Source organism: Streptomyces malaysiense (assembly GCF_000980885.2).
GTDB classification, from domain to species: domain Bacteria; phylum Actinomycetota; class Actinomycetes; order Streptomycetales; family Streptomycetaceae; genus Streptomyces; species Streptomyces malaysiense.
Genome location: NZ_LBDA02000012.1, coordinates 127171 through 145749, shown reverse-complemented (window position 1 = coordinate 145749; position 18579 = coordinate 127171). Strand labels below are relative to the sequence as shown.

The 18579-nt window shown below is 71.0% G+C and carries 17 protein-coding genes and 1 pseudogene; 13 read left to right on the top strand and 5 right to left on the bottom strand.

From position 1 onward, the window contains the following. Positions 1-23: 23 nt before the first annotated feature. From VT52_RS06515 to VT52_RS38610, 3 genes are all read left to right on the top strand, one after another. Positions 24-644 carry a HEAT repeat domain-containing protein gene (locus VT52_RS06515; protein WP_046425625.1) on the top strand — a complete coding sequence of 207 codons (621 nt, stop codon included), beginning with the start codon at positions 24-26 and terminating at the stop codon, positions 642-644. A gap of 325 nt (positions 645-969) precedes the next feature. Further along, positions 970-1944 carry a tyrosine-type recombinase/integrase gene (locus tag VT52_RS06510; protein ID WP_046425627.1) on the top strand — a complete coding sequence of 325 codons (975 nt, stop codon included), beginning with the start codon at positions 970-972 and terminating at the stop codon, positions 1942-1944. Between the two features lie 117 nt (positions 1945-2061). After that, positions 2062-2577, top strand: coding sequence for a hypothetical protein (locus VT52_RS38610; protein WP_240509656.1), 516 nt, complete (start codon positions 2062-2064; stop codon positions 2575-2577). Between the two features lie 13 nt (positions 2578-2590). On the opposite strand, the gene VT52_RS06500 is transcribed toward VT52_RS38610, so the two are convergent. Next, a complete protein-coding gene (locus VT52_RS06500) occupies positions 2591-2983 on the bottom strand; it encodes a nuclear transport factor 2 family protein (protein ID WP_046425629.1) in 393 nt (130 codons plus the stop codon). A gap of 121 nt (positions 2984-3104) precedes the next feature. Here VT52_RS06500 and VT52_RS06495 point away from each other — a divergent pair, with 121 nt between their 5' ends. Continuing rightward, on the top strand, positions 3105-3467 hold the full coding sequence (locus tag VT52_RS06495) for a hypothetical protein (protein ID WP_143070841.1): 363 nt from the start codon (positions 3105-3107) through the stop codon (positions 3465-3467). A gap of 75 nt (positions 3468-3542) precedes the next feature. On the opposite strand, the gene VT52_RS06490 is transcribed toward VT52_RS06495, so the two are convergent. Together VT52_RS06490 and VT52_RS06485 are read right to left on the bottom strand one after the other, a co-directional pair. After that, positions 3543-3830 (bottom strand): hypothetical protein, encoded by a 288-nt coding sequence (locus VT52_RS06490; RefSeq protein ID WP_046425634.1) that lies wholly within the window; start codon positions 3828-3830, stop codon positions 3543-3545. Next, positions 3827-4453: a hypothetical protein gene (locus tag VT52_RS06485; RefSeq protein ID WP_046425636.1), complete on the bottom strand. Its 627-nt coding sequence runs from the start codon at positions 4451-4453 to the stop codon at positions 3827-3829. The genes VT52_RS06490 and VT52_RS06485 overlap by 4 nt, the downstream gene beginning before the upstream one ends. Before the next feature lie 243 nt (positions 4454-4696). Here VT52_RS06485 and VT52_RS06480 point away from each other — a divergent pair, with 243 nt between their 5' ends. Then, positions 4697-5290: a winged helix-turn-helix domain-containing protein gene (locus VT52_RS06480; protein ID WP_046425638.1), complete on the top strand. Its 594-nt coding sequence runs from the start codon at positions 4697-4699 to the stop codon at positions 5288-5290. 32 nt (positions 5291-5322) lie between these two features. Next, the gene (locus VT52_RS06475; protein ID WP_046425640.1) at positions 5323-6594 is read left to right on the top strand and encodes an MFS transporter; all 1272 of its coding nucleotides are present in this window, start codon (positions 5323-5325) and stop codon (positions 6592-6594) included. 66 nt (positions 6595-6660) lie between these two features. Here VT52_RS06475 and VT52_RS06470 read toward each other — a convergent pair whose 3' ends face one another. Next, positions 6661-9717, bottom strand: a complete 3057-nt coding sequence (locus VT52_RS06470) for a Tn3 family transposase (RefSeq protein ID WP_046425642.1) — start codon at positions 9715-9717, stop codon at positions 6661-6663. Between the two features lie 131 nt (positions 9718-9848). Between VT52_RS06470 and VT52_RS06465 the strand changes: the two are divergent. The 7 genes and pseudogenes from VT52_RS06465 to VT52_RS06435 all read left to right on the top strand — a co-directional run. Further along, positions 9849-11093 (top strand): annotated as a pseudogene (locus VT52_RS06465) (MFS transporter); the annotation flags it as partial. A 222-nt stretch (positions 11094-11315) separates the two neighbouring features. Continuing rightward, on the top strand, positions 11316-12266 hold the full coding sequence (locus VT52_RS06460) for an STM4015 family protein (protein ID WP_046425645.1): 951 nt from the start codon (positions 11316-11318) through the stop codon (positions 12264-12266). A 7-nt stretch (positions 12267-12273) separates the two neighbouring features. Beyond that, positions 12274-13239, top strand: a complete 966-nt coding sequence (locus VT52_RS06455) for an STM4015 family protein (RefSeq protein ID WP_046425647.1) — start codon at positions 12274-12276, stop codon at positions 13237-13239. Next, positions 13220-14440 carry an STM4014 family protein gene (locus tag VT52_RS06450; RefSeq protein ID WP_046425648.1) on the top strand — a complete coding sequence of 407 codons (1221 nt, stop codon included), beginning with the start codon at positions 13220-13222 and terminating at the stop codon, positions 14438-14440. The genes VT52_RS06455 and VT52_RS06450 overlap by 20 nt, the downstream gene beginning before the upstream one ends. A gap of 1 nt (position 14441) precedes the next feature. Then, positions 14442-15248 carry an STM4013/SEN3800 family hydrolase gene (locus VT52_RS06445; protein WP_046425650.1) on the top strand — a complete coding sequence of 269 codons (807 nt, stop codon included), beginning with the start codon at positions 14442-14444 and terminating at the stop codon, positions 15246-15248. Then, the gene (locus tag VT52_RS06440) at positions 15245-16603 is read left to right on the top strand and encodes an STM4012 family radical SAM protein (RefSeq protein WP_046425651.1); all 1359 of its coding nucleotides are present in this window, start codon (positions 15245-15247) and stop codon (positions 16601-16603) included. The genes VT52_RS06445 and VT52_RS06440 overlap by 4 nt, the downstream gene beginning before the upstream one ends. Positions 16604-16613: 10 nt before the next feature. Further along, positions 16614-17513, top strand: coding sequence for an STM4011 family radical SAM protein (locus VT52_RS06435; protein ID WP_046425653.1), 900 nt, complete (start codon positions 16614-16616; stop codon positions 17511-17513). Between the two features lie 88 nt (positions 17514-17601). Here the strand turns inward: VT52_RS06435 and VT52_RS06430 are convergent, their stop codons facing one another. Further along, positions 17602-18495: a LysR family transcriptional regulator gene (locus VT52_RS06430; protein WP_046425656.1), complete on the bottom strand. Its 894-nt coding sequence runs from the start codon at positions 18493-18495 to the stop codon at positions 17602-17604. Between the last annotated feature and the right edge of the window lie 84 nt (positions 18496-18579).

Below are 18579 nucleotides of genomic sequence, written 5' to 3'. Positions count from 1 at the left end.
GTCCGCATCCAGTAGGAGAGACCGTGGCTCTCGACGCCGTTGAGGCGATCAGTCAGCTTCGAGACCGAAGTTCCGCCAAGCGCCGCTCGGCCGCGAAGCGCCTTCGAAAGCTGAGTGACCCATCCGCTGGTCCTGCCCTGCTCGAAGCCTTGAAAAATGAGGTGAGGGATTCGCGGACCTGGGAAACCCAGTACCAGATGACGATGGCACTCGGTGCTTGCGGCTCCCCGTCCGACCTCTCCTACCTGCGAGACCTCGTCCTTCGGCGCGAAACACTCCATGCAGTTCACACTGCCGGGGGCGATGCCATCGTCCGGCTGAGCCACATGGAGCACTCCCACGCCGAGGCGATTCGCTGGTGCCTGAGTACCGGTAACGAGACGCTTGTGGGCGGAGCGTTGCAGGCCGTGGCCATGCTCCGGCTTGTCCTGGATCAGGAGACCGTGACCAACGTCCTCGACTTCATCGAAGCCAGGTCCCCATACGATGGGATCTACTTCTGGCCCGCTGTTGCCGCGGCGGGCTGGACAGGACAGCGAGTGCACGACTTCCTTACCTCGTGCGTTTCCAGCCCCCGATCCGATGTCGTCGAAGCCGCCACTAACTCTCTCACCGGGGACTACGGCACCTACCGACCTCTGTAACTGGCCCCGCACCCCAGCAGGTTTGTCGTGAACCCGCGCCTTCTCACCGGAAGATCTGCTGCTGGACCCGTGGGTTCCTGTCGAGAACCCTTCAGTTTTCACGAACTCACGGGGCTCTCGGGGGTTGAGGAACATCGGAACGAAAACCGGCGCTAAGCCTTCGTCGGCCCTGATGGGCGGCTGACGGAGCATCGGCGACCGAACCCGTCTGAAGTCTTCCCGCAGATAACGCCCTATTATCTGCGGAAGCTTGGTTCGTCACCTGCGGTGACGTTCTCCGGGCCGAACATGAAGCGGCCCTGTTATCTGCGGCAAGGGGGAAGCGGTGCCCACCATCGTGCAACTGCCGACCGGGAAGGCGTTGACCGTCCGCGCGGCGGCCGACGCCTTCCTCGACTCGCTCCGCAACCCGAACACGGTCCGCAGCTACTCGACCGGCGTCGGCAAGACCGCTGAGCGGATCGGAGAGGCCCGCCCGCTCGGGTCCGTCGCGGACGACGAGATCGGCGAGGCCCTGGAACTGCTGTGGGGCACCGCAGCGGTCAACACCTGGAACGCCCGCCGGGCGGCGGTGCTGTCGTGGCTGGGCTGGTGCGAGTCGTACGGATATGACGGCCCAGCGGTCCCGGCCTGGACGAAGCGGCTGGCAGTGCCGGACTCCGAGACCCCGGCCCGCTCGAAGATGGCCGTGGACCGGCTCATCGCCCGGCGCGAGGTCCACCTGCGGGAGAAGACACTATGGCGGATGCTCTACGAGACCGCTGGGCGGTCCAAGGAGATCCTCGGCGTGAACATCGAGGACCTGGACCTCGCCGCCCGCCGCTGCCTGGTCAAGGCCAAGGGCGCCCGCAGCAAGGTCCGCCGCCGAGGACAGGCGCGCGAGGACTTCGTGCTGGAGACGGTCTATTGGGACGCCGGCACCGCCCGGCTCCTGCCTCGCCTGCTGCGGGGCCGCACCCGTGGCCCGGTGTTCGTCACCCATCGCCGTCCCGGCCCGGGGAAGGTGGTCAGCCCGCGCGACGTCTGCCCAGACACCGGACTGGCCCGTCTCTCCTACGGACAGGCCCGCGCTCTGCTCGATGAGCACACCGCCGTGCGCGGACCGGGGTCAGGCTGGGACCTGCACGAGTACCGCCATTCCGCCCTCACCCACCTCGGAGAGCAGGGCGCCTCCCTGCTGATGCTGATGGCCAAGTCCCGGCACAAGAAGCCGGAGAACGTCCGCCGCTACTTCAAGCCGTCCTCCGAAGCGATCTCTGAGCTGACCAGCCTGCTCGCCCCCGGCGACGCGCGCCGCTGAACCTGCTGTGCATGAGGTCGGCTTGCGGCTGTACACCTACTTGCACCAACGCAACCCTTGAGTGCAATCCTTGGATTTATGTCTTGACTTCAACTCAAGGATTGATAGCTTGGGTTCATGCCAAGCAATGAGAAGCCTCGCCTCATCCCGACCGGCAAGTGCTGGTGCGGCTGCGGGAAGGACGTCGGCCTGGGCAAGTTCTTCGCCGCCGGCCACGACAAGATCGCCGAAGCGGCGCTCATGGCCCTCAAGTACGACGGGTCCGTCGCTCAACTGCTCCACGCTCACGGCTTCGGCTCGCACCATTCCGTCCGCCACGCCGCCGTCACCGATCCGGACTGCTCGTGGGAGAAGTGTGCCGACTGCAACTACAGCGGCGCCCCTGCCAGCATCGCCAACCATCGCAAGAAGGATCATCCCGACCGGCATGTCCTCGCCCAGGCGATTCGCGCCCTCGGCGGCACCTGGGACCCGCAGCGTGCCATCAAGGCTCTGGGCGACCACGGTCACACGTGGGAAGACCAACGGGCAGCGGAGAAACGGGTCCGGCAGATCCTGCGCGACCTGTGCGCGGACGGGCTCATCGCCAAAACCGACCCTCAACGGGCTGTCTACGACATCGTTCAGGAGTAGAGCCGGGGACGGTTCAGCCCTCGGGGACGGGGGTGCCCTGGTGGTAGTAGAGCCGCCATCCGGTGTCGCCCTCGCCCTTGCGCCACAGGGAGCTGCGGCGGGCCCGGCGGCCGGCGATGACGCTCTCGTACGTCAGGTGCACGAGGTCCGGGGCGAGGAGCACCCCGCGCATGCCGGAGGCCTCGATGCGCGGGCTGTCCGCTCCGCCGTGCAGGGTGGGCAGGGCCGCGACCATCTCCTCGTACGTCCAGCGCCGCCCGGAGGCGCCGACCTCGACGAACTCTGGGTCGAACAGCTGGACGCCGACGGCGGAGGCGCGGACGGCGGGGTCGTGCAGGCGTAGTTCACCGTCCTTCGCCGCGGCGATCGCGACCTGTTCCTCGGGGTTCTCAGCCGTGTCGATCATGGACGCATCCTCTCCCGCCCCGGAGCCCTGGGCAAAGGGCCTTCGGGCCCCGTCCTCTGACCAAGGCGGAGAGCATGGCATTCCGGGCCGCGGCGTGCCTGGTCGCCTCTACAGTTGCGTCATGGAGTTCAACCGGGGTGACTGGATCTGGGAGCTGATGCTGACGAGGCGTCCCTCCGACACACACTTCTCGAAGTCGAGCACTCCGGGCGGAGAGAGCCCGCTGGCTCGGGATGACGACAACACGCTCGTCACGCACGCCGTGCTGTTCGACGGCACCAAGACAGTCCTGGCGATCGCCGGCACGTGCTTCGCGTTGGGGGTCGTTGTCGCGCCGCACGTCAAGAGCGGGCTGATCAGCCTTAAGTCGAAGCTGCGCCGCCGGGCGGAGGAGCCCACCGACGCCGAGACCCCCGTTCCCCTCACGGTTGTTGCAGAGGCCGAGCCGGAGCAGACTGACCCCCCTCGACTGCGCGCTGCCTGACCGTCAGACCAGGCACCGGCGCAGGCCCGGGTAGATCCGCATCACGGACTGTCCAGCACCCTTGTGGTACCCGCATCACTGCAACTGGCGCGGTGCGGGCGGTGGGTCTCCGCACTCCCGCGCCAAGGCCTCGGCCTCGGCCCGTACGTCTTCGGCGCGGTCCTCGGCGTCCTGGGCGAGGTAGCGGGAGGACTCGTCACCGAGGGCGTCGACGAGCCGGTGCAGCAGGGCCGCCCGGCGGTCGACGTAGGCCAGACGGCTGTCGGGGGTGGAGCCGGGGCCGTCGTAGTGCTCGGCATCGTTGAGCAGTCCCACCAGCTCCGCGACCAGCAGTCTGTCCGTCCCCGGCTCGACGGTGCTCAAGACGGCTTTCCCGCGAGCGCGGCCAGGCGCTCCATCTCGTCCACGCCGTCATTGCAGCACTGTCCGCACACCAGCCGCCGAGCCTTGGGCCGCTCGGGCAGCCGGACGTCGAACGGCATCCGGGCCTCGTCCTTGAACTCGCGCAGGTCGTAGTCGCACTCCGCGCAGACCAGCCGGGCGGCACGGGCCTGCTTCTTCGACCATGCGGGCCACTCCGCCGACAGCGCCAGCTTGGCGATGACCATGCCGTCGGCCCGGGGCTGGAACACCGTGAAGTCCCAGTGCGGGGCGTCCTCGGGGATGTCGGCGACGGTCTGCTCCATCGAGGGCATCCACGGCACCAGGTGAGCCAGGTCCTTGCGCAGGATACGGACCTCCTCGCCCTCGCGCATGGCCTTGCTGTACGCGGTGGCGAGCGGGAAGCGGAAAGCCGTCACGATGGTGTGCGGGACCTGGAGCAGGTCCAGGTCCCGACTGATGTCGGCCGCGGTGGCCTTCCACTCGCCGCAGTTGACCTCCCGCCACAGTGCCAGCCCGTCGGCGTTCAGCCTCCCGGACGCGTTGATCGTGCTGACGATCCGCCGCTGCGCGGCCCGGACCTCCGGAGCGACCTCTACCGTCATCTCCCTCTCCCTGCTCTCACCGACACCCTGTTCACCGTGTCGTCTGTGCTGGTCAACGAGCCAGGGCTGGGGAAGGCCCGGTGGGACTTTCCCTGGCCGGGCGCGATCCCTCGTCGTCAGCGGCAGTCAAGTCGAGCCGGGTTGGGCTGTCTCAAGTCCCCTGCGCATGGAGCCGGGTTGCTTGCGCCTCCCAATTCTGAAGCGGTTATTGCGAAGTTTTCGCTTCATATCTACGGTGAGTGCATGCGACCGAAGCACGAGCCTGAGCAGATCACCGACCTGTCACGGTTGAGGGCGTTCATGAATCCGCTGCGGATGCAGCTGTACCGGCTGCTGTACGCCGCGGGCACCGCGACGGCTTCTCAGCTCGCCGAGCATGTCGATGAAACGCCGTCGCTGGTCAGCTACCACTTGCGCAAGCTGGCCGAGCACGGCTTCGTGACGCAGGCGAGCGGTCAGGGCGCCGACGGCCGTGAGCGGTGGTGGCAGGTGGCATCCGAAGAGGGCTGGGGCTTCCGCGACTCGGACTTCGCGGACACGCCCGAGGGAGCCGCCGCCGTCGGCGCGGTGACCCGAGGGATCTTCGACACCCGCGTCGCCCAGTACCGCACGTATCTCGACCAGAAGTCCGCCTGGGGGAAGGCGTGGACCGATGCGTCCTTCAGCTCCGAGTGGCTGCTCGACCTCACCCCGGCCGAACTCGCCGAGATGAGCGATGAGCTTGAGGCGCTGGCACGGCGCTGGCGGGAGCGGGGCAAGGCCGCCAAGGCGGCCGACGACACCGAGGACCGCGAGCACGTGTCCGTGCACCTCTACGGCTTTCCCTTCCGGCCCTGACTCAGCCGGATCCCGACGTACTGGAGCCCACGATGGCCACCTCAGAGACAGTCCTGCCCGAACACGCCTCCACACCGGCCCACCGCGACGGCAACGTGCTGCGTTGGCTGACCGCATACACCGTCTCCCTCATCGGCGACAGCGTGTACTTCGTCGCCCTGGGCTGGTCCGCCCAGAAGGCCGCCGGTCCTACCGAAGTCGGCCTCGTCATGGCCTCCGGAGCGTTACCACGGGCGTTACTCATGCTCGGTGGGGGCGTGGTGGCCGACCGGTTCGACCCCCGCCGGGTGATTCTCGGCAGTGACACGCTGCGCTGCCTCCTCATCCTGGCGGTGGCCGCCGGTATCGCACTGACGGCGCCGGCCTTGTGGATCCTGGTCACGGTGGCGCTCGTCTTCGGCGCCGTCGACGCGCTGTTCGTACCCGCTGTCGGTGCCCTCCCGCCCCGGATCACCGCCCCTGACCAACTGGCCCGGATCACCGGCATGCGCACGCTGTCGACGCGCCTCAGCCAGATCGCGGGCCCGCCGATCGGCGGCCTTGCCATGGGACTCGGCGGACCCGCGGCCGCCTTCACCGTCGCCGGACTGCTCATCGCTCTGTCCCTGCCGCTCCTGCTGACGATACGGATACGGCCCCTCGTGGCGAACGGCGCCGAGCAGACGGAGCCCAGCACCGCGCGACAGGAGCTGCTCGACGGCCTGCGCTACATCCGCCGCCACCGCCTCATCGGCCCGCTCGTCGCCGCCGGCGCCATCTGCGAACTCGGCCTCACCGGCACCCTCAACGTCGGCATGGTGCTCCTCAACGCCGAACGCGGCTGGGGCCCTTCCGGCTACGGCTGGATAGTCAGCAGCTTCAGCGCAGGTGCCGCAGCCAGCGCCGCGCTGCTCGCGATCGCCGGTTGGCTGCCCCGTGCAGGCCTGATGATGGCCGGGACGCTGCTCGTGGGCTGCGCGGGCGCGGCCACGATCGCGATGGTGCCGACCCTGTGGCTCGCCGTGGTGCTGGCCGCGGTCATCGGACTGAACGCGGGTGTCTTCGGCAGTCTGGATAACGCCCTCATACAGACTGCGGCGGATCCGGCCTATCTCGGCCGGGTCACCTCCGTCGTCATGCTCACCATGGTCGGTCTCGCCCCCCTCAGCTACCCGCTGGTCGGCGCCGCTATCGGAGCCTGGGGAGCCGCCCCGGTGTTCGTCGGCTGCGGCATCTTCGCCAGCCTGGGCGTGGGCATCGCCCTAGCCTCCAAGGCGGTGCGGCACGCCGAACTGCCCCGGCGGCAGCCAGGCGTGACCATCTAAGCAACCCAACCGCAGCCCCGCCGACCAGCCCGCAGCAGGGGCTGGTCGGCGTCTCCCGCGTGGCGGTCACTCGCCGTCTACGGCATCCGGATCACGCAGTGGTCGCAAGCCTCCGGGCAGGTCGGGGAGCTGGAAGGAGTAGCGGCCGAGCATGTTGATGTGGTGCCGCACGAAGGGTGAGAGGCGGGCCACGTCCTCGTCGCGGACGTCGAAGCCGTCCGTGCGCAGCTGGTTCACCGCGGCGTCCGTGTACCGCGTCGTGAACAGCACGAGGGCGTTGAGGACCAGGCCGAGCGCGCCGAGCTGGTCTTCCATGCCGTCCTGGTAACGCTGGTAGAGCTGCCCCGAGCGGCCGTGGAAGATCTTCCGGGCGAGGGAGTGGCGGCCCTCCTGAAGGTTGGCCTGCACCTTGATCTGGCGGCGGTAGCCGGGTTCGTCGGCCAGGCGCAGGATGTGCAGGGTCTTGGCGATCCGGCCGTAGTGCGCGATCGCGTCGCCGAGCGGGGTGGGGCGCCCGTCGCGCGACAGCATCCGGATCACGTCGTACGCGCGCACCGCGCCGGTGTGGATGGAACCGGTGATCCGCAGGATGTCCTCCCAGTGCCGTTCGATGCGGGCGAGGTCGACCCGGCCGCGGGCGGCGTCCTGGAAGGCGCCATAGTCCGCGGTGCGGTCGATGCGCCACATCTTCTGGTCGGGCAGGTCAGCGAGCTGCGGCGCGTACGCGAACCCGGCGAGGGTGAGCAGGCCGAAGACAATGTCGCTGTAGGAGGCGGTGTCGGTGACGATCGTCTCGGGGCGCTTGCCGCCGTCGCGGTCGTAGAGGACGTCCAGCACGTACAGCGAGTCGCGCGGAGTGCCGGCCACCACCTTCCCGCCCAGCCCCGCCGCCTGGTCATTGATCATGTTGAGCCAGGTGGCGCCGCCTCGGCGCCCGAAGTACTTGGGGTTCGGCCGCGCGTACACGCTCGGCACCGGCACGACGAACCGCATGCCGTCCACGGAGGCCACCAGCCCGCCGCCCCACGCCTGCGCGAGCGGGATCGATGCCTGGTAGTCGATCAGCGCCGCGTTCGCGGCCCGGTACGTCGCCAGGCGCAGATAGGTCTGGTCGACGTGCGACAAGCGCCCGTACTTCAGCGCGTCCGCAGAGCCGATGACCGGGGTGTAGCCGACGTTGCACGCGTGCGCCACCAGCAGCGCGGCGATCGTCACGTTCAGGTCCTTCAGCCTCGCCTCGCCGCCGGTGACGGACGTGAACGCCTGGTCGGCGCCGGTCCACGAGAACACCTCCAGCAGCACCTCGGGCAGGTCGACCCTGGGCAGCATCGCCTCCACCGCTTCCCGCAGGTCGCGCAGCGAGGCCGGTTCGGGCTCCGGCTCCAGGGCAGCGAAGTGCAGCCGTCCGTCGTCGTCGAACACGATCTGGGAGTTCGCAGGCACCCGCCCGGCGACCTCACGGTAGGTGCCGTCCAGCAGCGCGGCCCGCGCCGTCAGGTGCTCGCCCGCTTCAGCGGGCAGGTTGAGCGACGCCAGCACGGTGGGCTTGGCCTGCTCCCGCGCCGCTCCGTCCAGCAGCTTCGCCCGCGGGTCACCCCACTTGGAGGAGTTCTTCGCGAACACCTCCCGCCGGCGCAGCATCCGGTGCAGCTGTTCCAGCACGCAAAACGCGTACGCCTTCCAGTCCACCGTGCCCGGCTCCAGGTGCGGCGCCGACAGCACCAGGCGCCGCCACGACCCATTGAGCAGGCCGGTGTCGATCTCGGCAGGGCCGACCTTCTTCCTGCCCATCAGGTCGGGCAGGGTCTTCAGCGCCCTCAGGACCGGCAGCCCCTCCGGCGTCGCCCCGAAGTCGACGACCTGGACCAGGAGCCCCAGGAACGGCCGTACGGTGCCGAACCGGGTCAGGAGCTGGCTCCGCCATGCCTCGTCCGCATCGGAGTCGAGCGGCGGAGTCAGCTCGAACAGCGCGGCAAGCGCGGCAGCCAGCTCGTCACGCGGCACGACCTGCTCGATCTCCGCCCACATCGCCTCCAGGGTCTCCACCTTCGGTGGAGTGATCTCCCCGCTGTCGGTGTCGACCTGCTCGCTCGTAGTGTCGAACACGACCTGGAACGCGGCGGCCAGCTTCGCGCCCGCCCGCTCCACCCTCGGCAGCGTCTTCAGCTTCTCCTTCGCCGTCTCCCGCTCCGCCCTGGCCAGCAGCTTCGTCGCGATCAGCACCTCCAACAGATCCAGGGCGTCGTCGACCGCGCGGGTCGTCAGATAGGCCGCGGTGGCCAGCAGCGTGGCCAGGCGCCGCGAGTCGCCGTGCCGACGCAGCAGTGACGCCTTGCCGTCCACCCCGTACCGCGACAGCTCCGCCAGCCGCCGCGGCGGTATCGCGGACACGTCCACCTCGGCCATACCGAAGTCGGCAATCTCCGCCGCCCGCGCGAGCGCCCACTTCATCTGAGGCCCGGAGATCCGGACCGGGCCCCGCCGCAGCCGGTCCAACTCCGACACCCGGGCCCCCGGCGGCACCGTCAGCAGAGAATCGAGCACGGCCCGCTGACCAGTGCTCAGCAGCCCATAGAGGGTCTCCCACAGCCTCTGGTTCGCTGCCTCCCGCACTGAGGCCACCAGCCGGGCCAGCGTCGTCACCCCGGGCAGCAGCACCCGACGCTCCCGCAGCCACCCCACCGACGCATCGAACAGCGCCTTCGGGCCCTCCCCGGTTGTCCAGGCCCGCGCGTCCACCCACACCCGCAGCTCCGCCTCCGCCTCGGCGAACTCCGTGTACTCCAGAACGCGCCGCAGCTCACGGACGTGATCGAGCCGGGTGTTCTCCCGATCGCCGTACGTCTTCAGCACCGACACGTCCGCGATGCCGAGCTGCTCAGCGAGATAGTCGGCGACCTCCGCCGGCACGTCGGTCGGGTCGTCCAGGAACACCCCGAGATACCGCGCGGTCGTGAGCTGGGCCGCGAAGCCCAGCCGGTTGTGCGCCCGCCGCTTCGGCTCAATCAGCGCCCGATCCGCGTCGTCCAGGAAGAAGAACCGCTCCAACTCGGTACGCGACGGCGCCCCGTCGTACGCCGCGTACGCCGCAGCCTGCGAATCCGTCAGAAACTCGACCGGCACCCCGGGCCTCCAGACAGTCAATGATCAACACGACTGCCGAAGGCTCCGCCCCCGCAGAGCCCCAGGTCAAAGCGCTCTCAGGCCCGCGAAGGGCTTAGCGCCGGTTTTCGTTCGGATGTTCCTCAGCCCCCGTCTCCGCCCTCTATCTGGCCACCTCTCTGGGGCAGCCGGTCGTGGGGCGGCTCATCGACCTCTTCGGGCCGCGCAGGCTCTTCCTCGCGAGCACCAGCCTCGTCGGGGTCGCCGGCGTGGTCGGCGCCCTGGCCCCGAACATGGCGGTGCTGATCGTCGCCCGTGTCCTGCTCGGATTCGGTACCTGTTCGGGCTATCCGGCCGCGATGGCGCTGGTGCGCGGCGAGACCGAGCGCACCGGGCGGGACAGTCCCGGCGGGGTGCTGACCGCGCTGGCGGTCGCCAACCAGACCGTCGCCGTCATCGGCCCACTCCTCGGCGGTCTGCTCATCGCGGTGGGCGGCTGGCGCGCCACCTTCGCGCTGAACGTGCCGCTGTCCGTCGCCTCCGTGGTGCTGGGCCTGCTCCGGCTGCCCGAGTCGGCCCCCGTGACGGGTGATCCGGCCGGTCGGCGCGGTCGCCTGGCCTCCCGGCTGGACCTGCCCGGCATGGTCCTGTTCGCCGCGACGCTCACCTCGCTGCTGCTGTTCCTGATGAACCCCCACCCGCGTGACGGCTACCTGCTCGCGGTCGCCGCCGCCCTCGGCGCCGGGTTCGCGGTACGGGAGCTACGGGCCGGCACCCCCTTCATCGACCTGCGGGTGTTCGGCGGCAACACGCCGCTCCTGCTCACGTACATGCGCGCACTCCTCGCGTACGTCGTCGCGTACGCCTTCCTCTACGGCTTCAGCCAGTGGACCGAGGAGGGCTACGGGCTGTCCCCCTTCCGCGCCGGGCTGGTGCAGACCCCCACGTTCCTGGTGGCGATCGGGGTCTCCGTCGTCTCCGGGCGGCGGCCTGGCGTGCGCGGGAAGCTGCTGGTCGGTGCGGCGGGGCAGATCGTCGCCTGCCTGCTGATGCTCACGCTCGGCGGGGCCGGCCCGCTGTGGACGCTCTTCCTCGTCACCCTGGTCTTCGGCATCCCGCAGGGACTGAACAATCTGGCCCTGCAGAACTCCGTCTACTTCCAGGCCGATCCCGAGCGGATCGCGTCCTCGGCCGGGCTGCTGCGCACCTTCGCCTACATCGGCTCGATGATCGCCTCCTCCGCGGCCGCCGCGTCCTTCGGGCAGCGCATCGACACCGGCGGCCTGCACCACCTCGCCTGGATCATGCTCGGCGCCGACGTGCTCTACCTGCTGCTGACCGCTCTCGACCGCTCCCTCGGCCGGGCGCCGGCCCCGGACATCCCGGCGGCGAAGTAGCCCCCGGGCCCGCTCCCCCACCGTCCTGCACCGCACACCGCACACCGCACACCGCGATCCGGGCCGCCGGCCTCGGCCACCAGGGTCGCCGTCCCCTCCGGCGCCTGCTCGGCCTCGGCCCCGCGAGCGGCTTCCCACGGCCCGTCATCCGCGTTGTCAGTGCGGGTTGGTAGAAATTCTTGCAACCACCGCACGATCACGGTCCCTGGAGGCCAGCGCGTCATGTCGAACGTCGAACATCTGAAGGAACTGCACGGCCTTCCGGCCTTCGAGTTCGAACCCGGGTCGAAGCGGGAGCTGCCGGCGGCGGACGCCGTGGCGTGGCGGATCGCCGTCGATGCGTACGGTGACTCGGACGTGGATTTCGAGGAGCGGTGGGACCACTTCCTGGAGACGGTGGATCCCGCCGGTGTACTCGCGATCGTCGTGGGCCCGTGGGGCGAGGCCTACGAGAGCGACTCCGGACTCGTCGTGGACTGCCTGGTGAAGGCCCGGGAGCGGCTGACCGGTCTGCGGGCCGTGTTCATCGGTGACCTGGAGATGGAGGAGGCGGAGATCTCCTGGATCCAGCAGTCCGATGTCACCCCGGTCCTGCGCGCCTATCCGCTGCTGGAGGAGTTCGGGGTCCGCGGCGGCTCCGAACTGCGTTTCCCGGCGGTGCGCCACGAGCGTCTGCGCACGCTCCGTCTCGAGACCGGCGGTCTGCCCGGCGAGGTCGTGCGCGGTGTCGCCGGGAGCGAACTGCCCGCGCTGGAGAACCTCGACATATGGCTCGGTGTGTCGGAGTACGGCGGCGACGCGACGGTGGCCGACCTCGCCCCGTTCCTCGCGGGCGGCGGCTTCCCGGCGCTGCGCCACCTCGGCCTGCGCAACAGCGAGTTCCAGGACGAGATCGCCGCCGCCGTCGCGGGGGCCCCGGTCGTCGCCCAGCTGACCTCGCTCGACCTGTCCATGGGCGTGCTGACCGACGAGGGCGTGGTCGCGCTGCTCGACGGGCAGCCGCTCACCCATCTGACCAAGCTCGACCTGCACCACAACTACCTCACCGAGCCGATCGCCGAGCGGGTCCGGGCGGCGCTGGAGCCGTCCGGTGTCGAGGTCGACATGTCCGAGCCCGGCGACACCTGGGAGCACGACGGCGTCGTGCACCGCTACACCGCGGTCGCGGAGTGAGGCCGACATGACCTTCGCCGATCACTTCGAGACCTTTCACGGACTGCCCGTCCGCACCCTGCCCGAACCGGGCGAGGAGGCGCTGCCGGCCGCGGGCGACGTGGCCTGGCGGCTGGACTGCTTCGAGGCCGGGGACATCCCGTTCCCCGAGGTGTGGCAGAGCTTCACGGACCGGGTACCGAGCGCGGAGGTCCGGGCACTCGTCATCGGGCCCTGGTGGGAGGACGAGTACAGCGAACTTCGCCCGGTGCTGGAGTTGATCCTGTCCGACGCCGGACGTTTCCCCGCGCTGCGCGCCCTGTTCCTCGCCGACGTCACCGGCGAGGAGTGCGAGATCTCCTGGCTCCAGCTCACCGACGTCACCCCCGTCCTGGAGACCTTCCCGCTGCTGGAGGAACTGGCCGTGCGCGGCGGCGACTCGTGCGGCCTCGGCGAGGAGCCGCTGTCGCTGCGGCCCGTGCGGCACGAGGCGCTGCGGGTGCTGCGGTTCGAGTCGGGCGGCCTGCCGGCACAGGTGGTGCGGGCGGTCGGCGCCTGCGAACTGCCCGCCCTGGAGCGGCTGGAGCTGTGGCTCGGCGTGGAGGCGTACGGCGGCGACACGACGGTGGCCGACCTCGCGCCGATCCTGGCCGGGGTACATCTCCCGGCGTTGCGCCACCTCGGCCTCCAGGACAGCGAGATCCAGGACGAGATCGCGGCGGCCGTCGCCTCCGCGCCGGTGGTGGCCCAGCTGGAGTCGCTGAACCTGTCGATGGGCACCCTCACCGACGCCGGCGGCGAGGCCCTGCTGGGCGGCCGGCCGCTCACCCATCTCAAGCGGCTGGACCTGCACCACCATTTCCTCGGCGATGCCATGGCCGAGCGGATCGGGGCGGCCCTCGGCTCCGCCGGGACCGAGGTGGACCTCTCGGAGCGTCAGGTGCCGCACCGGTGGCAGGACGAGGAGTGGCGTCATGTCGCCGTCTCCGAGTAATCCGGTGCCCGGTGCGGGCCTCCGGTTCGCCGTCGTCGGCAACCCCGAGAACCGGCGGACGACCATGTTCGCCGACGCCGTGCGCGCCGCGGGTGACCCCGCGCCGCGCGTGCTCGCCTGGCGGGACGTGCTGCGCGGGCGTTACGCCTTCGCGCCGGGCGAACGGGTGCGGATCGACTCGCCCGGTGAGGACGCCGAGGTCGACCGGCTCCTGCGGGACGTCGACGAGCCGACCCGGGTCGAGGGCACGGCGCTGTGGTACCGGCGTTTCACCTCCGCGGTGAGGGAGGTGACGCGCGCGGCGCACCGGGCGGGCGCGGTGACGGGCGCGGACCCGGAGGAGGTCGCCGTGCTGTTCGACAAGCGGCGCTGCCATGCCCGGCTGGCCGCCGCGGGCGTCCCGGTGCCGCCGGCGCTGACCGGCCCGTTCGACGGCTGGGACGGGCTTCGGCGGCAGCTGAAGGAGGCCCGTTTCCCGCGGGCGTTCGTGAAGGCGGCGCACGGCTCGTCGGCCTCCGGTGTCGTGGCGCTGTCGGTGGCGGGCCCGGGGCGGGTCAAGGCGACGACGTCCGTGGAGCGGACCGGGGACGGCCGGCTGTACAACTCGCTGCGGGTGCGCGACTACACCTCGGAGCGGGAGGTCGCCGCCCTGGTCGACGCGCTGGTCCCGGACGGCGTCCATGTGGAGCGGTGGCTGCCGAAGGCCATGCGGGGCGGCCGGGCGGCCGATCTGCGGGTGGTCGTGGTCGCGGGCCGCGCCACGCATGCCGTCGTACGGACCAGCCGCCACCCCATGACCAATCTGCATCTCGGCGGTGCCCGGGGCGATCTCGACTCGGTCCGCGCGGCGATCCGGGCCGCGGGCGGCGACTTCGCCGAGGTCCTGGAGGTGGCCGAGCGGGCGGCCGGGTGCTTCCCGGGCACGCTGTGCGTCGGCGTGGACATCCTGCCGGCCACCGGATGGCGCCGCTTCGCCGTCGGCGAGGTGAACGCCTTCGGGGACCTGCTCCCTGGGCTGACCGGCCTCCCCGGCAGCGGCGCCGAACACCTGGACACCTACGCCGCGCAGGTCGCCGCGGTCCGGACCGTCCCAGGGCCGACGGAGCAGGTACCAGGTCGGCCCGAGCACGTCGTACAACCTCCGGACCACGCCGTACGGCGGCCGGAACACGAGGAGCACCACCATGACATCCCCGCTTGACATGACCGAGATCGTGGGCAGCCACGATCTGCTGCTGGTCACGCTCGACACCCTGCGCTACGACGTCGCGCGGAAACTGGCGGCGGCCGGGCGCATCCCGAACCTGGCGCGGCAGCTGCCGGGCGGCGTGTGGGAGCGGCGGCACGCGCCCGGCAGTTTCACCTACGCCTCCCACCAGGCGATGTTCGCGGGTTTCCTGCCGACACCGGCCACGCCGGGTCCCCATCCGCGGCTGTTCGCCGCCCGTTTCGCGGGCAGTGAGACCACCGCGACGGGCACGTTCGTCTACGACACCCCCGATCTCGTCTCCGGTCTGGCCGCCGTGGGCTATCGCACGGTGTGCGTCGGCGGTGTGGGCTTCTTCAACAAGCGGGGCCCGCTGGGCTCGGTGCTGCCGGGGATGTTCCAGGAGAGCCACTGGGAGCCGGAGTTCGGGGTGGCCTCCCCCACCTCGTTCGAGGCCCAGGTGGCGTGCGCGGAGAAGGTCGTGGCCGATCTCCCGGCGGACCAGCCGCTGTTCCTCTTCGTGAACGTGGCGGCGCTGCACCAGCCCAACTGGTTCCATCTGCCCGGCGCGACCGAGGAGGCGGGCGACACCAGGGAGTCCCACGCGGCGGCCCTGGAGTACGTGGACCGGCACATGGGCAGGCTCCTGGCCGCCGCCTCCGCCCGCCGCCCGTGCCTCGCGATCGTCTGCTCCGACCACGGCACCGCGTACGGCGAGGACGGCTACACGGGCCACCGCATCGGCCATGACGTCGTCTGGACCGTCCCCTACGCCCACTTCTTCGTCGACGAGGCCCGATGACCGGCACCACCGCGACGGCCACCGCCGTCCGCCCGTACGAGCAGTACGTCTACGCCTATCCGCACAAGACCGCCTACCGCCCGCTGCCCTGTGAGCGGGCCTCGTTGGGCGAGATGTGGGCGGACGAGCCGAAGGGCGCCCTGTCCCTCTACTTCCACATCCCGTTCTGCGAGGTGCGCTGCGGATTCTGCAACCTCTTCACCCGGATCGGCGCGCCGGAGGGCCTGACCGGAGCCTATCTGGACGCTCTGGAGCGGCAGGCGTCGGCGGTCCGTGAGGCGCTGGGCGAGGGGGCACGGTTCGCGAACGCGGCCTTCGGCGGCGGCACTCCGACCTTCCTGGAGGCGGCGGAGCTGGAGCGGCTGTGCGACTTGGCCGAGCAAGGACTCGGCGCCGACCTGGCCGCGGTCCCGCTGTCGGTGGAGGCCTCGCCCGCCACGGCGAGTACCGACCGGCTGGCGGTGCTGGCCGGGCGGGGCACCACCCGGCTGAGCCTGGGCGTGCAGAGCTTCGACGACGCCGAGGCGCGCACCGCCGTACGCCCGCAGCGGCGGGCGGACGTGGAGGCGGCCCTCGCCCGGATCCGCGATGCGGGCATCCCCGTCCTCAACATCGATCTGATCTACGGCATCGACGGCCAGACCGAGGAGTCCTTCACCCGTTCCCTGGACGCGGCCCTCGCCTGGCGGCCGGAGGAGCTGTATCTCTACCCGCTCTACGTGCGCCCGCTCACCGGTCTCGGCCGGCGGCGCGAGCGGGCGGTGGCCGCCGACGCGCGGTGGGACGAACAGCGGCTGCGGCTGTACCGGCACGGCCGGGATCATCTGCTCGCGCACGGCTACGAGCAGGTGTCGATGCGCATGTTCCGCCGCGCGGACGCCCCGGACGCCGGCGCGGGCGACTACGCGTGCCAGACGGACGGCATGGTCGGTCTCGGCTGCGGCGCGCGCTCGTACACCTCCCGGCTGCACTACTCGTTCGACTACGCGGTGGACATGCACCGCATACGCGGGATCATCGACGCGTACACCGCCCGCGGTGCCGACGACTTCCGGCACGCGGACTTCGGCTGGGAGATGACCGGGGACGAGGCCCGCCGCCGTCATCTGCTCCAGTCGCTGCTCCAGGCCGAGGGCATGGGGGTGGCCGGGTACCGGGAGCGGTTCGGCAGCGCGCCCGGCGACGACTTCGCCGCCGAACTGGACCGGTTCGCCGGGCGGGGCTGGCTGGACGAATCAGCGGGTCCCGGGCTGCTGCGGCTGAGCCCCGAGGGGCTGGCGCATTCGGACGCGGTGGGTCCCGAGCTGTTCTCGGCCGCCGTGCGGGCGCGGATGGCCGCGTACGAGGCGAGGTGACGGCACGCACATGGATCTGACGATTCTCTACCGGGGCCCGCTGGCGTCCTGCGACTACGACTGCCCGTACTGCCCGTTCGCCAAGCGGCGCGACAGCCGCGACCGGCTGACGGCCGACCGGGCCGCGTTGGAGCGGTTCGCCGGCTGGGCGGCCGCGCAGCGAGGGGACCGGCTCTCGCTGCTGTTCACCCCGTGGGGCGAGGGGCTGGTGCGGTCCTGGTACCGGCGGGCGCTCGTGGAACTGAGCCGGTCGCCGCACATCCGCAGGGTGGCGATCCAGACCAATCTCAGCTGCCGCACGGACTGGACGGCGGCCGCCGACCTGGACACTCTCGCGCTGTGGTGCACCTACCATCCGGGGCAGACGCCGTACGGCCGCTTCCTCGGCAAGTGCCATGACCTGGCCGCCCGCGGGGTCCGGCACAGCGTCGGTGTCGTCGGGCTGCCCGGACACCTGGAGCATGCCCGGCGGCTGCGCGCCGAGCTGCCCGAGCAGGTCTATCTCTGGGTCAACGCGGCCGAGGGGCACACCTACACCGACGTCGAGGCGGACGAGTGGACCGCGCTGGACCCGCTCTTCCCCTACAGCCGCCATCCGCACCGCAGCGCGGGCCTGCCCTGCCGTACCGGGGAGTCGGTCATATCGGTGGACGGCGAGGGCACGGTGCGCCGCTGCCACTTCGTCCGCGCGGAGCTGGGAAACCTGTACGACGGCTCGTACCGGCAGGCGTTGCGGCCCCGGAGCTGTCCGCTCGCGGTCTGCGACTGCCACATCGGCTACGTCCACCTGGAGACGCTTCCGCTGTACGACGTGTTCGCGGGCGGGGTGCTGGAGCGGATACCGGCATCGGATCCGCGCCGGGACCCGGTCGGCGGCGGTCGGGGCGGCATCGTCGCCGCAACGCCGTAGCGACCGCCGCGGGCAGGCGGCGACCCCGTGGACCCGCCCTCGGCCCGTCCCGTCCCGGCCGGGGTCGCGGCAGCGGCGGGAGCCGGGCTCAGAGAGCCGAGGTGACCGCGCGCAGGACCTCGGTGATCCCCGGCTCCGGTCGGCCGGGGAGGCGGGCCGTGAGAATCCGGCGGACCTCTTGCGGCACTCCCTGCACGCGCAGCGCGCTCACGCCGGGCGGCAGCACCGCGGACATGCGGGACGGGATCGTCGTCACGCCGAAGCCGCCCGCTACGAGCTGGAGTTTGGTCAGCCAGTCCCGTGTGGTGTGCACGATCCGGGGCCTCCCCGGCAGTCCGGGCCAGACACCGAGCAGGGGTTCGGTGCTCGTGGACGGCGCGGCGATCCAGGGGGCGTCCACGAGTTCGTCGACGTGCACCGCGGTGCGGCCGGCGAACAGGCCGGTCGTCGGGGCCCCGAGCAGCAGCTCGGTGTCCTCGACCGGCTCGATGTGCAGCCGGGGTGACTCACCGTCGGACGGCCGGTGGGGTGGGCGGGACGTGAGCACGGCGATGTCGATCGAGCCCGCGCGCAGGGCCCGGAGCAGGGCGGGAGTGGTGCCCTCGCGGGTCGTGACCGTGATGTGCGGGGCGGCCGTCGCCAGCCGGGCGAGCACACCGGGGAGGAGCACCGCGCCCGCGCTGGGGAACATCCCGAGGCGTACCAGGGCCGTCGGCGCGGCGGAGGCGGTGATCTCCTGCTCGGCCGCCGCGACGGATTCCAGGATCGTCCGCGCGTGCCGTAGCAGGGTCAGACCGGCGGGAGTGAGCCGCACCCCGTCGGAGCGTCGCTCGAACAGGACGGCACCCGCACTCCGTTCGAGGGCCGCCGCCTGGCGGGAGATCGCCGACTGGGTGTAGCCGAGCTGGGAGGCGGCCGCGGTGAAGCTCCCCGAATCGGCGACCTGCCGCAGAACCCGTAGAGCCGTGCTGGAGAAGTCCATGCGCACTACGCATACCAGATGTGCGAGATCGTCGCTTGGCGCATGCCCTGGGGGTGCCTAGCCTCGGGACGGACGATCGAGGAG